We start from the raw sequence: 16,890 nt of genomic DNA on the forward strand, positions 1-16,890 counted from the left end.
GTAGAGTGAACGCCTTATTACTTCAAAACTTTATTGTTTACTTCAAGACTTTATTGTCCTTCAACAAAAGATATCCTTCTGTTGGGAGACAAATTGGTTTTGAAGTGCAGAAATCCAGTAAACTCAAGGGTTTTCTGGCTTTTTTGGTGAAAACAAAATGACAAATAAAGTTTTGAAGTGGATTTTCGGCCAAATTGCCTCAATTACAAATTAGTTTTGAAGTACTTCCGACAAATTAAATAAAATCAGAAATCAGACGACTTGTTAAACTAATGTTCCCCGTTAGATTAACGAGTAATATAAGTAGCTTATGAATATTTTAATCAGCAAAATGACCAAAACTGCGAGCCATCCGAAAAAGAAAAGACCTAAACACGCACTAAACATTTGTTTCCCGAAACTTCTTCTTTCATCTGATATCTTGATTGTTAATAGAAAACCTATAAATATTAAAAAGAATAAAGTCCAAAAGAAGCTCTTGAATAGACAGATGGCTCCGCCGAATAAAAATGATGCTAAGATAAAATAAAATATTGATTTTTTCTTGTTCATTTTTCACCTTTGATTTTTTTTGGCTTAATACCTCACAGAGTATCTACTTCATTGAAAAAGAGAACAGCTGCCGGCCGCAGCGATCTGCTCCCAGATTACTCAGCTATCGTTTTCCGTTAGCGTAACAATAAAACCCAAAATAAACATCCAAACAATACAGAGGAAGCAATAGTAAGTAGTGTACTATTTTCTTCATCCTTATTTATCAACGCACGAAGTGTGCTTAGGAATAACATCATAAAGAAAAAATCAGTAAGGGAAATAAAATATCCACGAAAATCCCCTCCTTCTGTTTTGCTAGACTATAAAATCCGTAACGGTTGGCTTCAAGAAGTTTTTCCTGTAACCCTCCCCTACATTCCTGGATTTTACGCTTCTGGAGTTGTCGAAGAAGTAGGGCAAGGTGTAACGGATTTCAAGCCCGGTGATCGCATTTTTGGTAGTATTAGAGGAGCCTACTCAGAATATGGCATTGCGAAAGTCCAGGAATTAGTTAAGATGCCCGATATTCTCACCTTTGAAGATGCAGCAACGATTAAAGCAGGAGCCGAAACGGCTTGGAAAGCGTTGTTCACTGAAGGTGAACTCCGGTCTGGCCAAACCGTTCTCATTCATGCTGCAGCAGGCGGCGTTGGACAGTTTGCCGTTCAGCTGGCCAAATGGAAGGGAGCAACCGTGATCGCTACGGCTTCAACCTCTAACATGGACTTCGTCAAGTCTTTGGGTGCGGATCAAGTCATCGATTATACCATGACGGCTTTCGAAGACGTCGTCAAAGAAGTGGATCTGGTCGTCGATTCCATTGGAGGCGAGACCGAGAATCGATCATGGGCCGTTCTGAAGAAGGGAGGCATTCTCGTCTCTTTGACTCAGGATCCATCTCAAGAGAACGCTCAAAAGTATGGCGTTACAGCTAAATTTAACACCAAATTCCCAACATACGCGAATCTGCAGACCTTAACGGAATTAATTGCCGACGGTACGATTAAAGCAGCGATTGATTCCATATTCCCGCTAAACCAAGCTAATAAAGCACTGGAGAAAAGCGAAGCAAGACATGGACGCGGAAGAATTTTGCTGCACATAAACTCAATCTAACAACAACATGTATGAAATAGAAGTTTGGATATTAAAACACGAGAGCAACACGAGTGTATACCACACTAAGTGTTGTTTTCTTCATTCACATAAAACTATTCTGGCTAGTCGTATTGTTTGGTCACTTCCCCCAAGAAAATTTTTCATCTTCACTTATGGTATGTTCACCGGAATTAATCTTCAACTAAACTGCCCGTTAGGTGAACGAAAGGCTGCCGTTCATGCCGGCAGCCTTGTTCTAGTTGAATATTCAACTATAGTTTCCGTTAGTTCAATCTGGGCATTCAATATGTTATGCATAAACAGCAGTTGTCGCGGTTATACCAATACTGCAAATTAGACCTAGACAAAAATTTTTCAAAATTCACCACTTAAAAGAAGACGAAGCGAAAAGCTATTGCAATTGGAATTTTTTACAAACATTCTTAGATAGTATATACTGATTCGCCTTTCCCCATCCGAGGGTTTACCTGTTAACAAAAAGCATGTATCCACACCATCATCTCATTCATGCACTAGCTACATTAATCGGTTTGCGAAACAAGGAACGGTTGGTTTCACTGTTTTACCATAAATACTCATGATACCTCTGCCCTTCCACTTCTCCATTATTGATAAAAATAATATGGTCCGCGCCAATGATCGATGAGAGCCGGTGTGCGATGATTATAAATGTCTTCTCGCCGGCTAGCCGATCGATCATGAAATGAATCTCTTTCTCCGGTTCATGATCCAACTGTGATGCTGCTTCGTCGAAAACAATGATCGGCGCGCCACATAGAATGACCCGAGCCATTGCAAACCTCTGCTTCTGACTACCGGAGAGTTTAACCCCCTTCTTAAAAAAAGCATACAGCCACAGCAACATGTAATACATTAGGTGATCGTGATCCTACGGTAGGTTTTATTAATTTCTCGCTATACGGTAGAAATAAACCTCTGGTAGCAAAAGATGTTGTGCATTAAATCCTCACGAGCTTAAGAAACTCTCTCATGAAACCGGGAAGATCCGGCCATAATTGTCCTGATACAAGGTTTCCGTCCACATATGGCGTTTTGTTTGTATAGATGGCACCCAGATTTTCCACATCGAAACGGCAGGCAGGATAGGCGGTCATGGTTCGCCCTTCAAAGTACCATTTTTTATTCAACGCAATCAGCACAAGCACAGCGTGACATATCGCGCCAACGGGTTTGTTCATATCGAAAAAATGACTGACGATTCTGGGGATATGTCTGTCCAGTCGGATGTATTCGGGAGCTCTGCCGCCCGGAATGATCAAGCCGTTGTACTCTTCGGGAATGACTTCGCTAAATGAGATATGCGATCCAAGTTGATAGCCCGGCTTTTCTGAGTATGTATCCCATCCCTCGAAATCATGCACGACAGTGCGCAGCACTTTTCTCTTCGGCGAAGCAATTACGGCCTCATAACCTTCTTCCAGTATCCGAAAGTACGGGTAATACACTTCTAAGGCTTCTACCGCATCACCTGTCAAAATCAAGATTTTCTTTGACATAAATGTCACTCCTTTTTAAAAAACTCTCCCTTCAAATTCATACTCCTTCCTTAGGAAGGATATTCTATGTTCATTAAATTTTGAATAGAACTATGCTGCCCGTTAGCTCAATCGTTGCCCCTTTCCAGCTTACGTTTTGAATTTCATCTAATTTAACCTGTTGTTGAGAAAGGTTTTCAATTACGCATAACAATACAAGTTCTTGGCATCATTCGGCAAACGATATATGTTCTTGTCATTGACTTTTGACAAGAACATATATCGTTAAAACAAAAAAAGCCGCAACTACACGACTTTTAAGCTTATATGTTCTCTCTGATTCATAACGTTTGTAAGGAACGATACAGTCTGGTAGTTCATGATGGATCTTAAGGCATTGCGAACAATGAAGCCTGCGAATGACCAGCAGCTTCATCCCCGCAGACCATGCTGCCAGCTTCCGTTGCTTACGGGCAGACCTTCGTCCCAATGACTCGGCACGGTTTGGTAACAGAGCTTGTTTCCCATTGTTATGTCCCCATCCTCTCTTTGGCTACTCAGCAAGCTCGACAATCTCCACCCCGTAAGGCTCCATGACCAACGACGGTCCAACTTGCCTTTCCCAGAGAAGGCTTGTATACTCATGACCGAGAATTACCGACTGTTGCTTTCGTGTGAGATTCAATAAGAACAAAAAACGTTTATCCCCCTTCTTCCGAACCGCAATTTGAACCCCCTCAGGCAGACCAGCGAAACGGTTCACACCGGCACCATCAGCTACATCCTGAAAAAAGTCTAAATAAAAGTTCTCCTCTGCGATGGTCCCCAAAAAATACACTGTGCCATTTCCAAGAGAATGGACGGTTGCGGACGGTTTGCCGGCAAAGAAATCGTCTTCGTACCAAGCGATCGGTTCCGCGCCGGAAGGCTCAAGAATATCGCACCATTGTCTGCACGAATACGTTTTCCCATTTTTTTTCATTCGAATGGTATGAGCATCTTTTCCGATCGGATCATATTCCGACACGTACACTCCTGCCGCTTCAGCCAACGGACCGGGCAACGGTTTAATCCAGCAAACGTTGTTCATGTTTTTTACGCCGGTACGATTCGTCAGAATTAAGGTAGCTCCGTTCCTTACACAGTTCTCCAAATCATTAGTCATGCGTTGATCCAGTAAATAGAGAGATGACGCAACAATAAGTCGATAACCGCTCAAATCATCTGTTGTGTTCACCACATCTGTCATGACGCCTAATTTGGTCAAAGCGCGATGGTACATTTTCAGATTGTCGAAATAATAGGGAGCTCAACAGGCAATGACCTTCCATCGACCATCACAGAAGAGATTGTTAACAATTACTTGTTGTTTCATTTCACCTTGTTGCTTCATTTCACATTGTGGCAATAATACGTTGTACTTGTCTAAAAAATCAGCTAACGATATAAGTTCTTGACTATATTTACGGTAATTGTTATATGTTCTTGTACAATAATTCGGCATAAGATATATGTTCTTAGCACATTTTTTGTTTATTGATTAAATAATACCATATATGGTATTTAATGGTGACCCCATAACACTCCTTTAAAGTGTAATATTATGCCTCTAACTCGACCATGGCAAAGGATGTATGTTCTTGTCCACTATCGGAAAAGGATACAAGTTCTTGTCTTGCGTAAAAGACAAGAACTTGTATCCTTAAAATAAAAAAACCGCGCAGCGCGCGGATCTCTATAGATATATGTTCTTGTCCTTTTACAACACATGACTTACTTAGTGTCGTCGTTGCTCAGGACATGGTCAAAAACCTAGCGTGACTTTCCTATCGGGCGGTGACGAATATCATTATATACGTGTCAGCTCCGAATGTACGACGCGATGTGCCGCTACATATTTGTTTGTAGGACTGACACCCCATACAGCAAACGTTATATCTTTATCGATCGACGAAAATTGCACCTCGTACGCCTTCGTCTTAGAAACATCAATGAATTTAACCGCAGAAGACAACGGGCCGACTATAAAGGAGAGAGAGGCAATCAATCTCCGTCTTCCATTTAATGCATATACTTTGACGTTAACTCTTTCCTGGTCGTTCACACCACGATGATTGGCATTAATAATAATATTTTTCGAAACAATCTTGTTGCCAAAAGTAAGATTATTTATGGGACCGGTTGAAAATTTTTTCATTGCCAAAGGTTCTTCACCCCCTATCTGCAGATGAAATATGATATGTTGTGAATCATAGATTGACACGGCTAACATCTCACCTGTCTTGCATACCGATCATAATGCGGAGTTAGCTAATGGCAAGTTTTTTTAAGATTTGTATAGCTAGCTTAATGTTCGATACACTAACAATTGAAGCGTTCTCCTCACCGTCATAAAAGGCACTTACTTTGACCTTGCGAAATAAGGCTCCATATATGCTTCTTATGACACCCGGTATCCCTGCTACAATATTAAGGATCTGGATCACTTTCTTCTCACGAAACATAATACCTAGGGAACGTAGTACCTCCCGTACAACGTTATTCTCTCTGAAATTTTCGGAATCAGAGGATCCAACGACAAGTTTGACTGAATTCATTTTGTTTTTTTGGGTTTGGCAATATGCTGTAATATTTGCTTTTCCATTGGCAATACCGTTAAGTATACGATTGAGATTATGATCATTAGTATGAAAACTAAATTGAGTTCTTATTTTTAGCTTGAAATTTCCGGACTTCTTCACTAAATGATCCCTTCTTTCGAAATTTAGATACTTTAGATGTATGTTTGGATTTATTAGAGGTCACGGCTACCATCCACTACCCAAATACTTTATATTATAAAGATGCCAGTTGTTTAAATGGTTCAGTTCCCCTGCGGTTTCCCGCTGCAATTAGGGCAAGAATTCTTTTGTTTTCTCGTGTTCGTCTTTAATAGTCATTATTCTTGTTGTAGTAGTAATCAGCGAATATTACCCACTCCATGGATTGTTCACACTGTGTATCCGACACATGTGGAGTGCTATGTGTCGGTAGTGAGAGAGCACTCTCATGAAAAGTGTATTTTGATTGGTTAGGAATAGGTTAAATTCGGACAGTTAGATAAACATGCTAATAAATTCATTCACAGGACGGTGTATTCATGGGATTTGGTTGGCGCAAGAGTTTCAAAATCGCTCTAGGTTACGCTTAAACGCAAGTCAAGGTGGGTTAGGCATAAGTTTTGGTGTTAAAGGGCTCCGCCACAGTATTCATTCTAGTGGCCGGCGAACAACAACCGCAAGTATCCCTGGCACTGGCTTATATTATCAGTCATCTCACGGCGGTGCAGCAAGATCTTACCGGAGCCCTGCATATCAACGAAAGGCTGGGTGAAACTTGCCTTTAAGGTCTTGAAGGGTGATATTGAATCATATTTTGTCGTCATCGAGCAGTTCGCGCCACTGGATGATCTCACCGAATACGAAGGGTTCGAGTTTTTTGCTGAGAAGTCATATGAACTAGAGGTAGAATTCGACGTTCGTCTAGAAGAAGTGATTCCAAAAGATATCATATCTCTAACCAAATCTGGAAAAATTTCTACGAAAGAAATGTCCAAAAGCCAATACTATGATCTTCAACAGGAGTACGTGTGCAGCTGCGTTCTAAGGATCGCCCGGGATCTGTTCGCACTCTTACCGCTTAACCAAGTCATCATACATGCGCTGGATGAACGTCTGAATTCAGCAACGGGGCATCGGGAAAGTGTACCTCTCTTATCGGTGAAGATCCATCGCTCTGCCATTCAGGGCCTTAACTTTGATGCCCTTGATTGCTCGGACACCATTAGCAACTTCGATCACCAAATGAAGTTCAAGAAAACAGCAGGCTTCGAACCCGTTAACCGAATATCGTAGATCACATACCGAACCGATATATGTGTCCTCCCTTCCACGACTAATATACATTGAGAACATCATTAAGATACCCCGACCCACCGTCATGAACATTTTGACGGTTTTTATTAAAACCATAACGAAAACACGGCTTATATTTCTAGGCCGTGTTTTCGTAGTCAGAATCTTCATTATTAGCGATTCATCTATCTTTTTTTAATTTCTTCAGGTGTTGTTGGTCTCCTGTTTTTATGTACATAAGAAAATGATATTGATTAATAAGAGCTTTTTTCTTTAAAAGTGCCATATTAACACCTTCCTATGAAAATAGCATTCCCCGAATCTATCATTTTAACATTATGCTGCAATCTAATGTCCGCTGGAATTCTGTTTAGTTAGCGAATGAAAATCGTATTTAGTACGCTAATATCATATAAAAAAACATGTCCCATTTCATTATTGTTTCTTCTTATTATACCGCATTTTCCAATTGATGGCCCATACCATATTCGCCCCCAAGAGTATCATCGATTTAGGATTCATGAGATTAGATAACCACCTTTATTACGATTTACAAGGAATGAATGCCCCTCGTCTTCGTTCTACAGACTGATTTCAGCCCCGGCCAAGGTCTTGAAGCGATAGAATATTGTGATTTCAATCGGAGCGATACGGTCATATTTGTTCGTCTGCACCTATTTCCATGATGACAGGCTCCCCCCCCAGACAAAGATCTCCTCGTTTACATATGATATTTAGCAACTATGCAGAGGAGGTTGATTAAATGGCAGTTCAATTAAAAGAAGTAAATGGAACTACCGTTTTTTTTGCGAACACCAGTCTATTTGCAAAAGGTGTAGGTACTCTGAACGAATCTTATTTATCCATCACGAATCCGAATCGCGGGGTGCACCAAAATCTGAGAGATTTCAGGTTGAACGGCCATAGATTGGCGACCATTAGGACGAGGGCGATAAACGTTAAAACGACAATTATCACCATATCTGCCGGAACTGATATTCGAGGGCTTAGAACGGCCAGATTCCGTTTAACGGTCAATGGAAACCGTGTGAATGTTAGCGGTGTCATCGATGGCAAGCGAATCGTTCCGTTTACCATTCGCTGCCGTAACGGGCAATGCAGCGGCCCGGATTCCATACGTTTTCAGAACGGAGGTATATTAACGGTAACGATCGATCCAAACTTGGAACGAGCTATTCGGCGGGTATCTGCGAAGCTGAGCAGAGAAGTCCGATTGTTTTTGAAGAACAGACCTACGCAAAGTGGTGATTGTCAGGTTAATTGCTCAATAGCTTTTTTTCAATGTAATAACATCTGCTCCATTTTTTTCCCGCCTTGCTTAATTGCCTGTAGCGTTGCAAACGCCATATGTCTGGCTAATTGTTTGCGTTAGAAAATGATAGCTTCTCTAAGAGGAAGAGACCGCAGGGACTAACTTGCAGTCTCTTTGGTTTTCAAGATTGCATTCATTTATTTGCTTGGAAAATGCAGGTATAATGGAAGTGATGTCCGCCCACGCAAACCTCTCGTAGTCGCCCTGATTGACGCCCAGGGCAGCAATTTCTTCGGGCTTGTAAGAATCGAAATCCGTTTGCGGTAGGACAGCCCCTGCCATGACCTTGCCGCCAAACCGGCTGTAATTGGCCCGATCGGCCGTGATATATTTGCAGGTTTCCGACAGCAGAAAATCCGGTCCGCTCATCGTTCCTCTATGTCCGAAGTCACTCGTATGCAACAACTGATGATCCGCAAGCTGCTGCTGCACAAAACCGACCGCCTCTTCGCATATTGCCAGTACTCGTCCCACTCGGGACCGCTGTATCTTTGCTCGTTTTGGGACATCGCCATTTCCAGGGATGCATATTGCATTCCCATTCCAAGGCCCACTCTCGCGCCATAAGCAGGGAAACCGGTGAGACCCGAGTTTCGCTCATCCGTGACTTGTTCCGCTCTCATCACTCGTTTTCCGTCGCCATCCAAAGACGAATAACGGACAAATCCGCGGGCATGGATGCTTTTCAGCGCCGCTTTCAAGATTTCGTCATTGATTTCCTCGTCTCCGGCGTGGTTCAAGGTTTTATAGTAATAATTCAGAACATAGTTTGCCGCCTCGCCATAATTGGCGACATAGCCGTTTTCCCTTGTAAGCCCCGCCTCCGTCAAGCCGGTGTAATGTTCATCGTACGGCTTGCGGCGCACCACGTTGCCGTTCTCGTCCAGCTTGCTCTTGGCAAGCCCTTTGCCGACAATGTGGACGAAATCGTCCGTGAACTGCGCCTGCCCGTCATGGTAGAACAGGGAATGATACAGATCCAGCTCTTCGCCGCTGGGACCGACCAACACTTCTTCACCGAGGAATGGCCTAATCCCCAATGATTCAAGCAAGATTTGATGACTTCGCTCTTTGCCTTCAAAGAACGGTGAACCGATCAAACGCAACCCTTCGTGAGCTTCCCATGCGCCTTCGTACGTATAGAGCACCTGGTTATAAATATAGGAAAGCCGTGTGCGGGCAAAGTCGAAATTGGCTTTCAGAACCCGCTCCCACGCTTCGCGGCGCGTCAGCTCGCCGCCGTTCCAGTCCGCGCCTGCCAGGGAGAACTCTCCCGCAACGGTTCCGGTGACGAACGGCTCATCCAGGAACGCGTTGAACGCTGCTTTCCCATTGATGGAATCGTCTTTAATCAGGTTCTTTACGATGTACATCGCTTCCCCGAGCGCGCCGTAGTAGCCGCCCCAGTCGCCTTGGTGTCCGCCCCGCAGCACGAGTCTCGTATTCCCGTAATAATCCTTGACATGGTTGTCGATCGTTTTGAAAATGCGCTGAAGCGCCGCCTTTTTCTCCTCCGGCGTCTTCGCCGGAGACCAGCTGTATTTCAAAGCACTCGCGTAAAATTTCAATTCATCCTGATAACGAATGATCGACATTTTGCCGCCCGCACCGGCGTCCACTTTCGCGGACAAATTGTTGAACAGGTTAATATTACCCTGCGTGTAGCCGTCGATTTTCGCCTTTTTCTCCTCATCCGTCAAATCCGGCGGAAGCATCGTATCCGGATTCTGATCGGCCTTAAATTTATAGCCCTGCTTTTCCCCATCCACGTTGATATCGGCTTGCGTGTGGGTGTAGGCATTGTAATAGCCTCTTGAGGCGGAGCTGCTGTTCCCCCACGTTTTGATCGTAATCTCGACGATTTCTTTCCCTGCCGTCGACTCAAGCGGCAGCATGATCGTATTGTAGTAGAAGCGGTTCGGCAGCATCCAGCCTTTGTTAATGGCTTCATGATCTCCGTACGCAAAAAAACCGACCTGCTCGCCGTTAATGTTGACCATGCTGGTATAGCCCGAGCTGCTTTCTTCTCCCGAGAACTTCACGGTCAGATAGTTGCGGAGAGACGGATCGACCTTCATCGTAAACGTCAAGTCTCCGCCTTGCCCTGCAGCCGGAACCCTCGGGTTCGATACCCGGGCAGGCTCGCCCATAAAGCCGGTGATGGTGCTTGTATTGTGACCAATAAAATTATGTGCGCTTTCAGAAGCGGAATTGCCGAAAACAAGCTTGTCCAAATAACCATTCGCATTTGCTGCTGTAGATCCAGCTGTCGCATTCGTCGTTTCAGTCGATTCCGCAATTGCCGACATTGACGCCACAATCTGAATAATCAATGCGGATATAAGACCGACTGCCAAAGCTCGCTTCGCATGACCGGCGATCTTCATGACTGGCTTAAACAGACCTTTACTCATACTTCTCCTCCTTCAAATCGTCTTAAAATCAACCATAAATAAAGCGGTTTCATTCGGTTCGACTATAGGTAATCCCCCCCCCTAATTAAGGACATCATAGCCGCTGCCCCACCATATCATATGTCTGTATTTTTATATTTTGGTGTTCATTATTGAAAGGCGCTATATTTTTCGATATTTGCTTGGCGTGTTGCCGTAATGCTTTTTGAACAGCTTGTTGAAATGGAATTAATCCTTATACCCCACGCGCTCCATGATTTCTTGTATGGACAACGATGCGTCGCTCAACAAATCTTTGGCTAAATTCAATCTCTTGCTGACCACATAATCCGTATAGGTTTTTCCCGTTTACTTTTTAATCAGTGTGCTTAATATAACCGAGATTAATATTAAATTGCTTGGATAAAGAGCCGAGTAAAATGTCCTCCGTAAAGCTGGAATCGATATCGTCGATAATCTTCTTCACCGTTTCATTGGAAATCGGCAGCATATCTCCGGCTCGCTGCTCGAATATGGCCTTGATCCTCTCGAACAGCTGTTCGATGGAGCCGTAATGGCGAACGATTTGATAAGTAGCTCAAATATTCGATATCGAGATTAGCATCGCTGTTGCTGTAATATTTACAAATGAGCGAGACGATCTGATTGTAGACCGTGGAAATTTGGTCGATCAGCATGTGCCACGTGCTCTTCCCTCAATAACTCCGGAAGAAACAGGCAGATCAACTATCGCTTCGGCTAGGAGATTTTCTCCAGCCCTATTTTCGGTTACAGTCCTACCAATCTTTGGCATGCTGCAATCGTGTTGAAGCTCCGTTAAGTAACCTCGACGGTTAAGATTGTAAGTTCTTGTCTTTACTCGGGTAACGATGTAAGTTCATGTCTGAGCATTTGGACAAGAACTTTCATCGTTAAAATGAAAAACCCGCGCACCGCGCGGATCCTAATGAATGTATGTTCTTGTCCTCCTATAGTTGTCGAACAATTTTTGTTGTCGGAAAAAAAATCTAACGACGCAAATGTTCCTACATAAACGCGCTTATTTACTTTTAAAACAAACATTTACTTTCTTAATAAAAATACAAAAAAAGGTTGATCTACATTGCATCGGTAGATCAACCTTTTATTATATGATTTGTGAATTGCTCGTATTTTTGAACAGGTCTTACTTTATTCCCGTCCCAAAGCATATTGACGAGCCACTTGCGCCCATCATCGTCGTGAAACAAAGACGGATCGAATCCACTACTGTTTAGGTAAATAGGCTCTGACCAATGCCCACTAATATCTGTAGCTATTACCAAATAGTTATGGGTATCCTTGAAAGCTCCAATTCTGCTTTTTACATCCGTGTAGATCAAATAATAAACACCGTATGATAACTTAAACATGGCGCCCAGATTCCACCGAAATCCAAGATGCCTTCCATATTTATTTGAGACTTTCTTGATAGTGGGTGACGAAGCAGCTGCCAATGTATAATATCCTTTGAATGATGAATTTGAACACTGGGAAACCATTCAAACGTGGATGTGGCAATATAGTAATTATCATCTACCCTAAGAATAGAAGGAACAGGGATTGAATCCGGGCAAAATTGGGTTCGTAATATGGGTCATCTCATCATTCCCCTCCTAATTGTTCTGCACAGCCAATGCTTTTGTACCTGCTTCCAATACAGCGAGAATTCGATCCACATCATAAACACTCCCTGCCCAGGTTCCACCGCTGACAGACTGTAAGGCAGCCCATAAACGAGTATCTGCTGGTAGTTTTTCGTCTGAGGCGAGCTCTGGGTGAGGGTCGCGGGCAGCAAGCACACGGGCTCCTTCTTCTGGGGGCAGCAATTTGCCACCATCGCCTAGAAAATGGATGCTGCCTTCCAAACGATTTCGGTCAACTACGATATCGATTGTATCTCCATCCCGCAGTTTACCAATCGGACCGCCAGCTAACGCTTCAGGTCCAACATGACCGATGCAGGCACCTGTGGATACGCCCGAAAACCGGGCGTCGGTAATTAAGGATACGTATTTGCCGAACGGCAAATGCTTTAGTGCTGAGGTTAATTGATAGGTCTCCTCCATCCCGGTACCCAATGGTCCGCGCCCAATCAACACCATAATATCTCCGGCTTGAATGCCGCCTTTCTTTATTGCCGAGATAGCCGCTTTCTCCGAGGTAAACACCTTGGCATTGCCCCGATGGCGGTATACCCCATCCTCTCCAATAGTTGATGGGTCAATCGCCGTCGATTTAATCACCGAACCTTCCGGAGCCAGATTCCCAGTAGGAAACGTAACCGTCGAGGTCAATCCCCTTTCTTTGGCACGTTCTGGACTCATAATTACGTAGTCCGGATCGATGCCATCCATTTCCATAAGCAGACTTCTCATTCGTTGACGGCGCTCGCTCGTTTCCCACCAATCCAATACAGTACCAAGCGTTTCACCAGTTACGGTCAACGCATTTTCTTTCAGTACCCCCAAACGTCGGAGATGCAGCATCACTTCCGGTACCCCTCCGGCCAAAAACACGCGCACAGTCGGATGATATTCCGGACCATTCGGCAATACGCTGACTAGCCTTGGTACGGCTTTATTGATACGAATCCAATCTTGAACAGACGGAATGGGCAGCCCTGCCGAATGAGCGAAAGCAGGGATATGCAGCAGTAAATTGGTCGATCCGCCGAAGGCCGCATGAACAACCATCGCATTGTGGATGGACGCTTCGGTCAATATATCCTTCATCCGGATTCCCTTTTCCTCTAGCGTCATCATCGCTCGGGCCGACTGCCTAGCCATTTCTTCCCATACGGGCTGTCCTGATGGTGCAAGCGCAGCGTGAGGCACCGTCATGCCCATAGCCTCTGCAATAACCTGCGAAGTAGCTGCCGTTCCAAGAAACTGGCAGCCTCCGCCCGGTGTAGCACAAGCCCGGCAGCCGAGGTCGGCAGCATCTTCTAGGCTGATTTCGCCATTAGCATACCTTGCACCTATGGTTTGGATTTTCCCGGCATCTTCGCCCTCCGTGGGAGGTAATGTCACTCCGCCGGGCACAATTACGCAAGGGAGCTCGTGCATCCCGGCGAGAGCAATCATCATGGCAGGCAGTCCCTTGTCACAGGTCGCCACACCGAGCACTCCTTTGCGTGTAGGCAAGGAGCGGATAAGTCGCCGGAAAACGATCGCTGCATCGTTGCGGTAAGGAAGAGAGTCAAACATGCCTTCCGTGCCCTGGGACCTACCGTCGCAAGGGTCGCTCACATATCCGGCGAAAGGAACCCCTCCGCTTTCTGTGATCACCTCTGCAGCAGCCTGCGTCAGCAGGCCAACCTCCCAGTGACCGGTATGATAGCCGAGCGCAACTGGACTCCCGTCTTCCTTACGTATGCCTCCTTGCGTGCTTAACAACAGATACTGTTTACCCTTCAGGCGAGACGGTTTCCACCCCATCCCAACATTTTGGGTAAGTCCGAACAATTCTCCGCTTGGAGCATGCAATAACATTTCTTTTGTTAGTGGCAATGAGCCTTTTGGGCCCTGCGTGTGCGTACGGATAGTAAACAAATCGTTATTTTCATTTGCCATAATCGATTTTAATTGCTCTGTCATCAACCCTCACCCTTCCGAATTAGGTTTCATAGCAAAAGTGATACGCTTACGCTTTGAGAAATACCGTTTTTATCGATGTGAAAAATTCAATGGCCGCCTGGCCTTGCTCGCGCGAATGAGAGCTAGACTGCTTCATTCCGCCGAACGGAGCCTGCAGCTCCACCCCGGCTGTCTCGGAATTAATTCTTACTAAACCGGCGTCCATATCTTGAATAAACAAAAGAATGTTGCTTATGCTTTGCGTGTAAATAGAAGCGCTCAGACCATAATCCGAATCGTTAGCCAGTTGAATGGCTTCTTCCATGGATTCGACCTGAATTAGCGCGAGTATCGGGCCGAATATTTCTTCCCGGGCAATCGCCATTTCCGAAGTTACTTTATCGAACACGGTGGGCTGAATGTAGAAGCCTTCGGCGAGATCTGGGTGATCCGGTGATGCTCCGCCGAATATAAGCTCCGCTCCTTCCTCTATCCCTTTCTGAATGTAGGACTGCACCGTTCGCAGCTGATTTTCGTTGGCGCATGGGCCCAGCCATGTACCGGCATCCAGACCGTGACCAACTGTTATACCTTTTAATTTGATCAGAAGTTTTTCTTTAAAAGCTTCATACACAACACGCAATACAATGACACGGCTTGTTGCCGTGCATTTCTGTCCTGTCGAACGGATTCCACCACTGATCGTCGCGTCGACAGCCAAATCCAAATCGGCATCCTCAGCGATAATGATCGGATTTTTCCCGCCCATCTCAAGCTGATATTTCGCCCCTCTGGCTAGTGCCGCTTGACCGACCCGTTTGCCAACTTGATTGGAGCCGGTAAACGTAATTCCGTTTACATCCGGATGCTCTGCAAGACCTTGCCCGATCACAGATCCGCTGCCTGTCACCATATTTAATACACCTGCAGGAAGTCCCGCTTCAGCGATGCATTCCACGACTTTGGCAGCCGTTACGGCTGTCTCCTGAGCAGGCTTCAGCACAACCGTATTGCCATAGATTAAGGCTGGCGCCATTTTCCATATCGGAATCGCCACTGGAAAATTCCAAGGTGAAATAACTCCGACAACCCCAAGGGGCACACGGGTCGTAAACATCAGCGCTTCGCTATCCGTGGAGGGAATCACGTCCCCGATTTTCCGCATCCCTTCCCCCGCATAGTAGCGCAAGATTGCGATCCCTCGTGCAGTTTCGCCCTTTGCTTCCGGCAATGTTTTGCCCATTTCCCGTGTCATCGTCTCGGCAATTTCATCGATGCGTCTCTCAAGTGCATTGGCCGCTTTAAACAAATAATCCCCTCTCGCCGATCCCGATAGCTTTCTCCAACCTTGCTGCGCCGCTTTGGCGGAGGCAACGGCTTGGTTCAATTCCTCCAATGACGACAATTGGACATAGCCCACGACTTCAGTTCTTTTAGCTGGGTTTATGCTGGGAACAGTTTGCCCAGCGCCGGCTGCACACCATTCACCGTTTATATAATTTAAATAAGTTTGCCCTCCAACAAATACGGATGTCATATATATTCCTCCTTAAATGTATGTTATCTACCAATCGGATAATTATAGATTAGCTTCCTGCACCTACAACATGATTAACAAGTTTCCCAATACCGCTAATCTCAATTTCGATCCGGTCTCCGTGAGCAAGTGTAAACTCGTTAGGCGGCACAATACACGTTCCCGTCAGAAGCACGGTCCCGTCAAACAATTCATTATCCCGAATTAAAAATTCGGTCAATTCGTCAAGCTTTCGTTTTAGCTGATTGGTATTAGCCGTTCCCTCGACAGCTTTTTCCCCATTGCGATATATTCGGCTTGTAATCTGCAAGTTGTAAGGGTCGTCTACCGTTTCGGCTAAACGGATCGCTGGTCCCAGGGAGCAGGAACGCTTCCATACTTTGGCCTGAGGCAGGTAGAGCGGATTCTCGCCTTCAATATCCCGACAGCTCATATCATTGCCAATGGTGTATCCTACGATTTTCCCCATAGCGTTTAGAACAAGACCTAACTCCGGTTCTGGCACCTGCCACACGGAATCGCTTCGGAGTTGTACTTCGCCGCCTGGACCTACCGTTCGGGCAGCCGTCGATTTGAAAAAAATCTCCGGGCGCACAGCGTCATAAACTTTATCATAAAAGGTCAAGGCATCCAGTCTGCCTTCGGTCGCCTCATAATTCCGTGCGTCTCTGCTTCGCTCATAGGTAACCCCAGCAGCCCATACTTCTGGCGCTTCAATTGGAACGAGTAGCTCCAGCTGATCTACTTGACATGCTAGCGCTTCACGGCCTTCGATCATTTTCAAAACCAACTCGAGAGGTGAAATCTCTTTTTCGTCAGCTTCTTGAATCAAAGCTAAAAAATCGCTTTGCAGCAATTCGAAAATTTGCCCTTCGTCATTAACTGCAGCTAGCTGTGAAAGCCCTTCATTTATAAAACGGATAATTTTCATAAATTGCTCACTCCTCTAAATTTGTTTTATATTATAA

General features: G+C 44.9%; 16 protein-coding genes and 3 pseudogenes. 5 read left to right on the forward strand and 14 right to left on the reverse strand.

From position 1 onward, the window contains the following. Positions 1–771 precede the first annotated feature (771 nt). Positions 772–1,047, forward strand: a pseudogene (locus tag QFZ78_RS04875) (alcohol dehydrogenase catalytic domain-containing protein); the annotation flags it as partial. A 3-nt stretch (positions 1,048–1,050) separates the two neighbouring features. Beyond that, the gene (locus tag QFZ78_RS04880) at positions 1,051–1,650 is read left to right on the forward strand and encodes an NADP-dependent oxidoreductase (RefSeq protein ID WP_307555488.1); all 600 of its coding nucleotides are present in this window, start codon (positions 1,051–1,053) and stop codon (positions 1,648–1,650) included. 565 nt (positions 1,651–2,215) lie between these two features. Here the strand turns inward: QFZ78_RS04880 and QFZ78_RS04885 are convergent. From QFZ78_RS04885 to QFZ78_RS04910, 6 genes are all read right to left on the reverse strand, one after another. Next, complete coding sequence (locus QFZ78_RS04885) at positions 2,216–2,527, reverse strand: P-loop NTPase family protein (protein ID WP_307545893.1); 312 nt, start codon at positions 2,525–2,527, stop codon at positions 2,216–2,218. An 85-nt stretch (positions 2,528–2,612) separates the two neighbouring features. Then, entirely contained in the window at positions 2,613–3,170 is a 558-nt protein-coding gene (locus tag QFZ78_RS04890) for a DJ-1/PfpI family protein (protein ID WP_307545895.1), read from the reverse strand. A gap of 235 nt (positions 3,171–3,405) precedes the next feature. Further along, a complete protein-coding gene (locus QFZ78_RS04895; protein WP_307545897.1) occupies positions 3,406–3,585 on the reverse strand; it encodes a DUF6431 domain-containing protein in 180 nt (59 codons plus the stop codon). Positions 3,586–3,702: 117 nt separating this feature from the next. Then, positions 3,703–4,437 (reverse strand): beta-galactosidase trimerization domain-containing protein, encoded by a 735-nt coding sequence (locus QFZ78_RS04900; protein WP_307555491.1) that lies wholly within the window; start codon positions 4,435–4,437, stop codon positions 3,703–3,705. Positions 4,438–4,998: 561 nt separating this feature from the next. Continuing rightward, the gene (locus QFZ78_RS04905; RefSeq protein ID WP_307545899.1) at positions 4,999–5,352 is read right to left on the reverse strand and encodes a hypothetical protein; all 354 of its coding nucleotides are present in this window, start codon (positions 5,350–5,352) and stop codon (positions 4,999–5,001) included. A gap of 103 nt (positions 5,353–5,455) precedes the next feature. Next, positions 5,456–5,890: a hypothetical protein gene (locus QFZ78_RS04910; RefSeq protein ID WP_307545901.1), complete on the reverse strand. Its 435-nt coding sequence runs from the start codon at positions 5,888–5,890 to the stop codon at positions 5,456–5,458. 364 nt (positions 5,891–6,254) lie between these two features. Here QFZ78_RS04910 and QFZ78_RS04915 point away from each other — a divergent pair, with 364 nt between their 5' ends. From QFZ78_RS04915 to QFZ78_RS04925, 3 genes are all read left to right on the forward strand, one after another. Next, complete coding sequence (locus QFZ78_RS04915; RefSeq protein ID WP_307545904.1) at positions 6,255–6,521, forward strand: DUF4236 domain-containing protein; 267 nt, start codon at positions 6,255–6,257, stop codon at positions 6,519–6,521. Beyond that, the gene (locus QFZ78_RS04920) at positions 6,518–7,042 is read left to right on the forward strand and encodes a hypothetical protein (protein ID WP_307545906.1); all 525 of its coding nucleotides are present in this window, start codon (positions 6,518–6,520) and stop codon (positions 7,040–7,042) included. The genes QFZ78_RS04915 and QFZ78_RS04920 overlap by 4 nt, the downstream gene beginning before the upstream one ends. Before the next feature lie 763 nt (positions 7,043–7,805). Continuing rightward, positions 7,806–8,435 carry a hypothetical protein gene (locus QFZ78_RS04925; protein WP_307545908.1) on the forward strand — a complete coding sequence of 210 codons (630 nt, stop codon included), beginning with the start codon at positions 7,806–7,808 and terminating at the stop codon, positions 8,433–8,435. A gap of 15 nt (positions 8,436–8,450) precedes the next feature. On the opposite strand, the gene QFZ78_RS04930 is transcribed toward QFZ78_RS04925, so the two are convergent. The 8 genes and pseudogenes from QFZ78_RS04930 to QFZ78_RS04960 form a co-directional block, all read right to left on the reverse strand. Then, positions 8,451–8,744: a hypothetical protein gene (locus tag QFZ78_RS04930; protein ID WP_307545910.1), complete on the reverse strand. Its 294-nt coding sequence runs from the start codon at positions 8,742–8,744 to the stop codon at positions 8,451–8,453. Next, positions 8,741–10,789, reverse strand: a complete 2,049-nt coding sequence (locus tag QFZ78_RS04935; protein WP_307545912.1) for a hypothetical protein — start codon at positions 10,787–10,789, stop codon at positions 8,741–8,743. Before QFZ78_RS04935 ends, QFZ78_RS04930 begins: the two co-directional genes overlap by 4 nt. A 470-nt stretch (positions 10,790–11,259) precedes the next feature. Continuing rightward, on the reverse strand, positions 11,260–11,466 hold the full coding sequence (locus tag QFZ78_RS04940; protein WP_307545914.1) for a hypothetical protein: 207 nt from the start codon (positions 11,464–11,466) through the stop codon (positions 11,260–11,262). Positions 11,467–11,471: 5 nt separating this feature from the next. Beyond that, positions 11,472–11,543: pseudogene (locus QFZ78_RS38400) on the reverse strand (PEP-utilizing enzyme); the annotation flags it as partial. A gap of 415 nt (positions 11,544–11,958) precedes the next feature. Further along, positions 11,959–12,408: pseudogene (locus tag QFZ78_RS04945) on the reverse strand (family 43 glycosylhydrolase); the annotation flags it as partial. A 15-nt stretch (positions 12,409–12,423) separates the two neighbouring features. Then, complete coding sequence (locus QFZ78_RS04950) at positions 12,424–14,406, reverse strand: YjhG/YagF family D-xylonate dehydratase (protein ID WP_307545916.1); 1,983 nt, start codon at positions 14,404–14,406, stop codon at positions 12,424–12,426. Between the two features lie 46 nt (positions 14,407–14,452). Continuing rightward, a complete protein-coding gene (gene gucD / locus QFZ78_RS04955) occupies positions 14,453–15,922 on the reverse strand; it encodes an alpha-ketoglutaric semialdehyde dehydrogenase GucD (protein ID WP_307545918.1) in 1,470 nt (489 codons plus the stop codon). A gap of 49 nt (positions 15,923–15,971) precedes the next feature. Further along, the gene (locus QFZ78_RS04960; protein WP_307545920.1) at positions 15,972–16,853 is read right to left on the reverse strand and encodes a fumarylacetoacetate hydrolase family protein; all 882 of its coding nucleotides are present in this window, start codon (positions 16,851–16,853) and stop codon (positions 15,972–15,974) included. Positions 16,854–16,890: the final 37 nt, after the last annotated feature.

This window comes from Paenibacillus sp. V4I5, assembly GCF_030817255.1.
In the GTDB taxonomy this organism is placed as follows: Bacteria; Bacillota; Bacilli; order Paenibacillales; family NBRC-103111; genus Paenibacillus_E.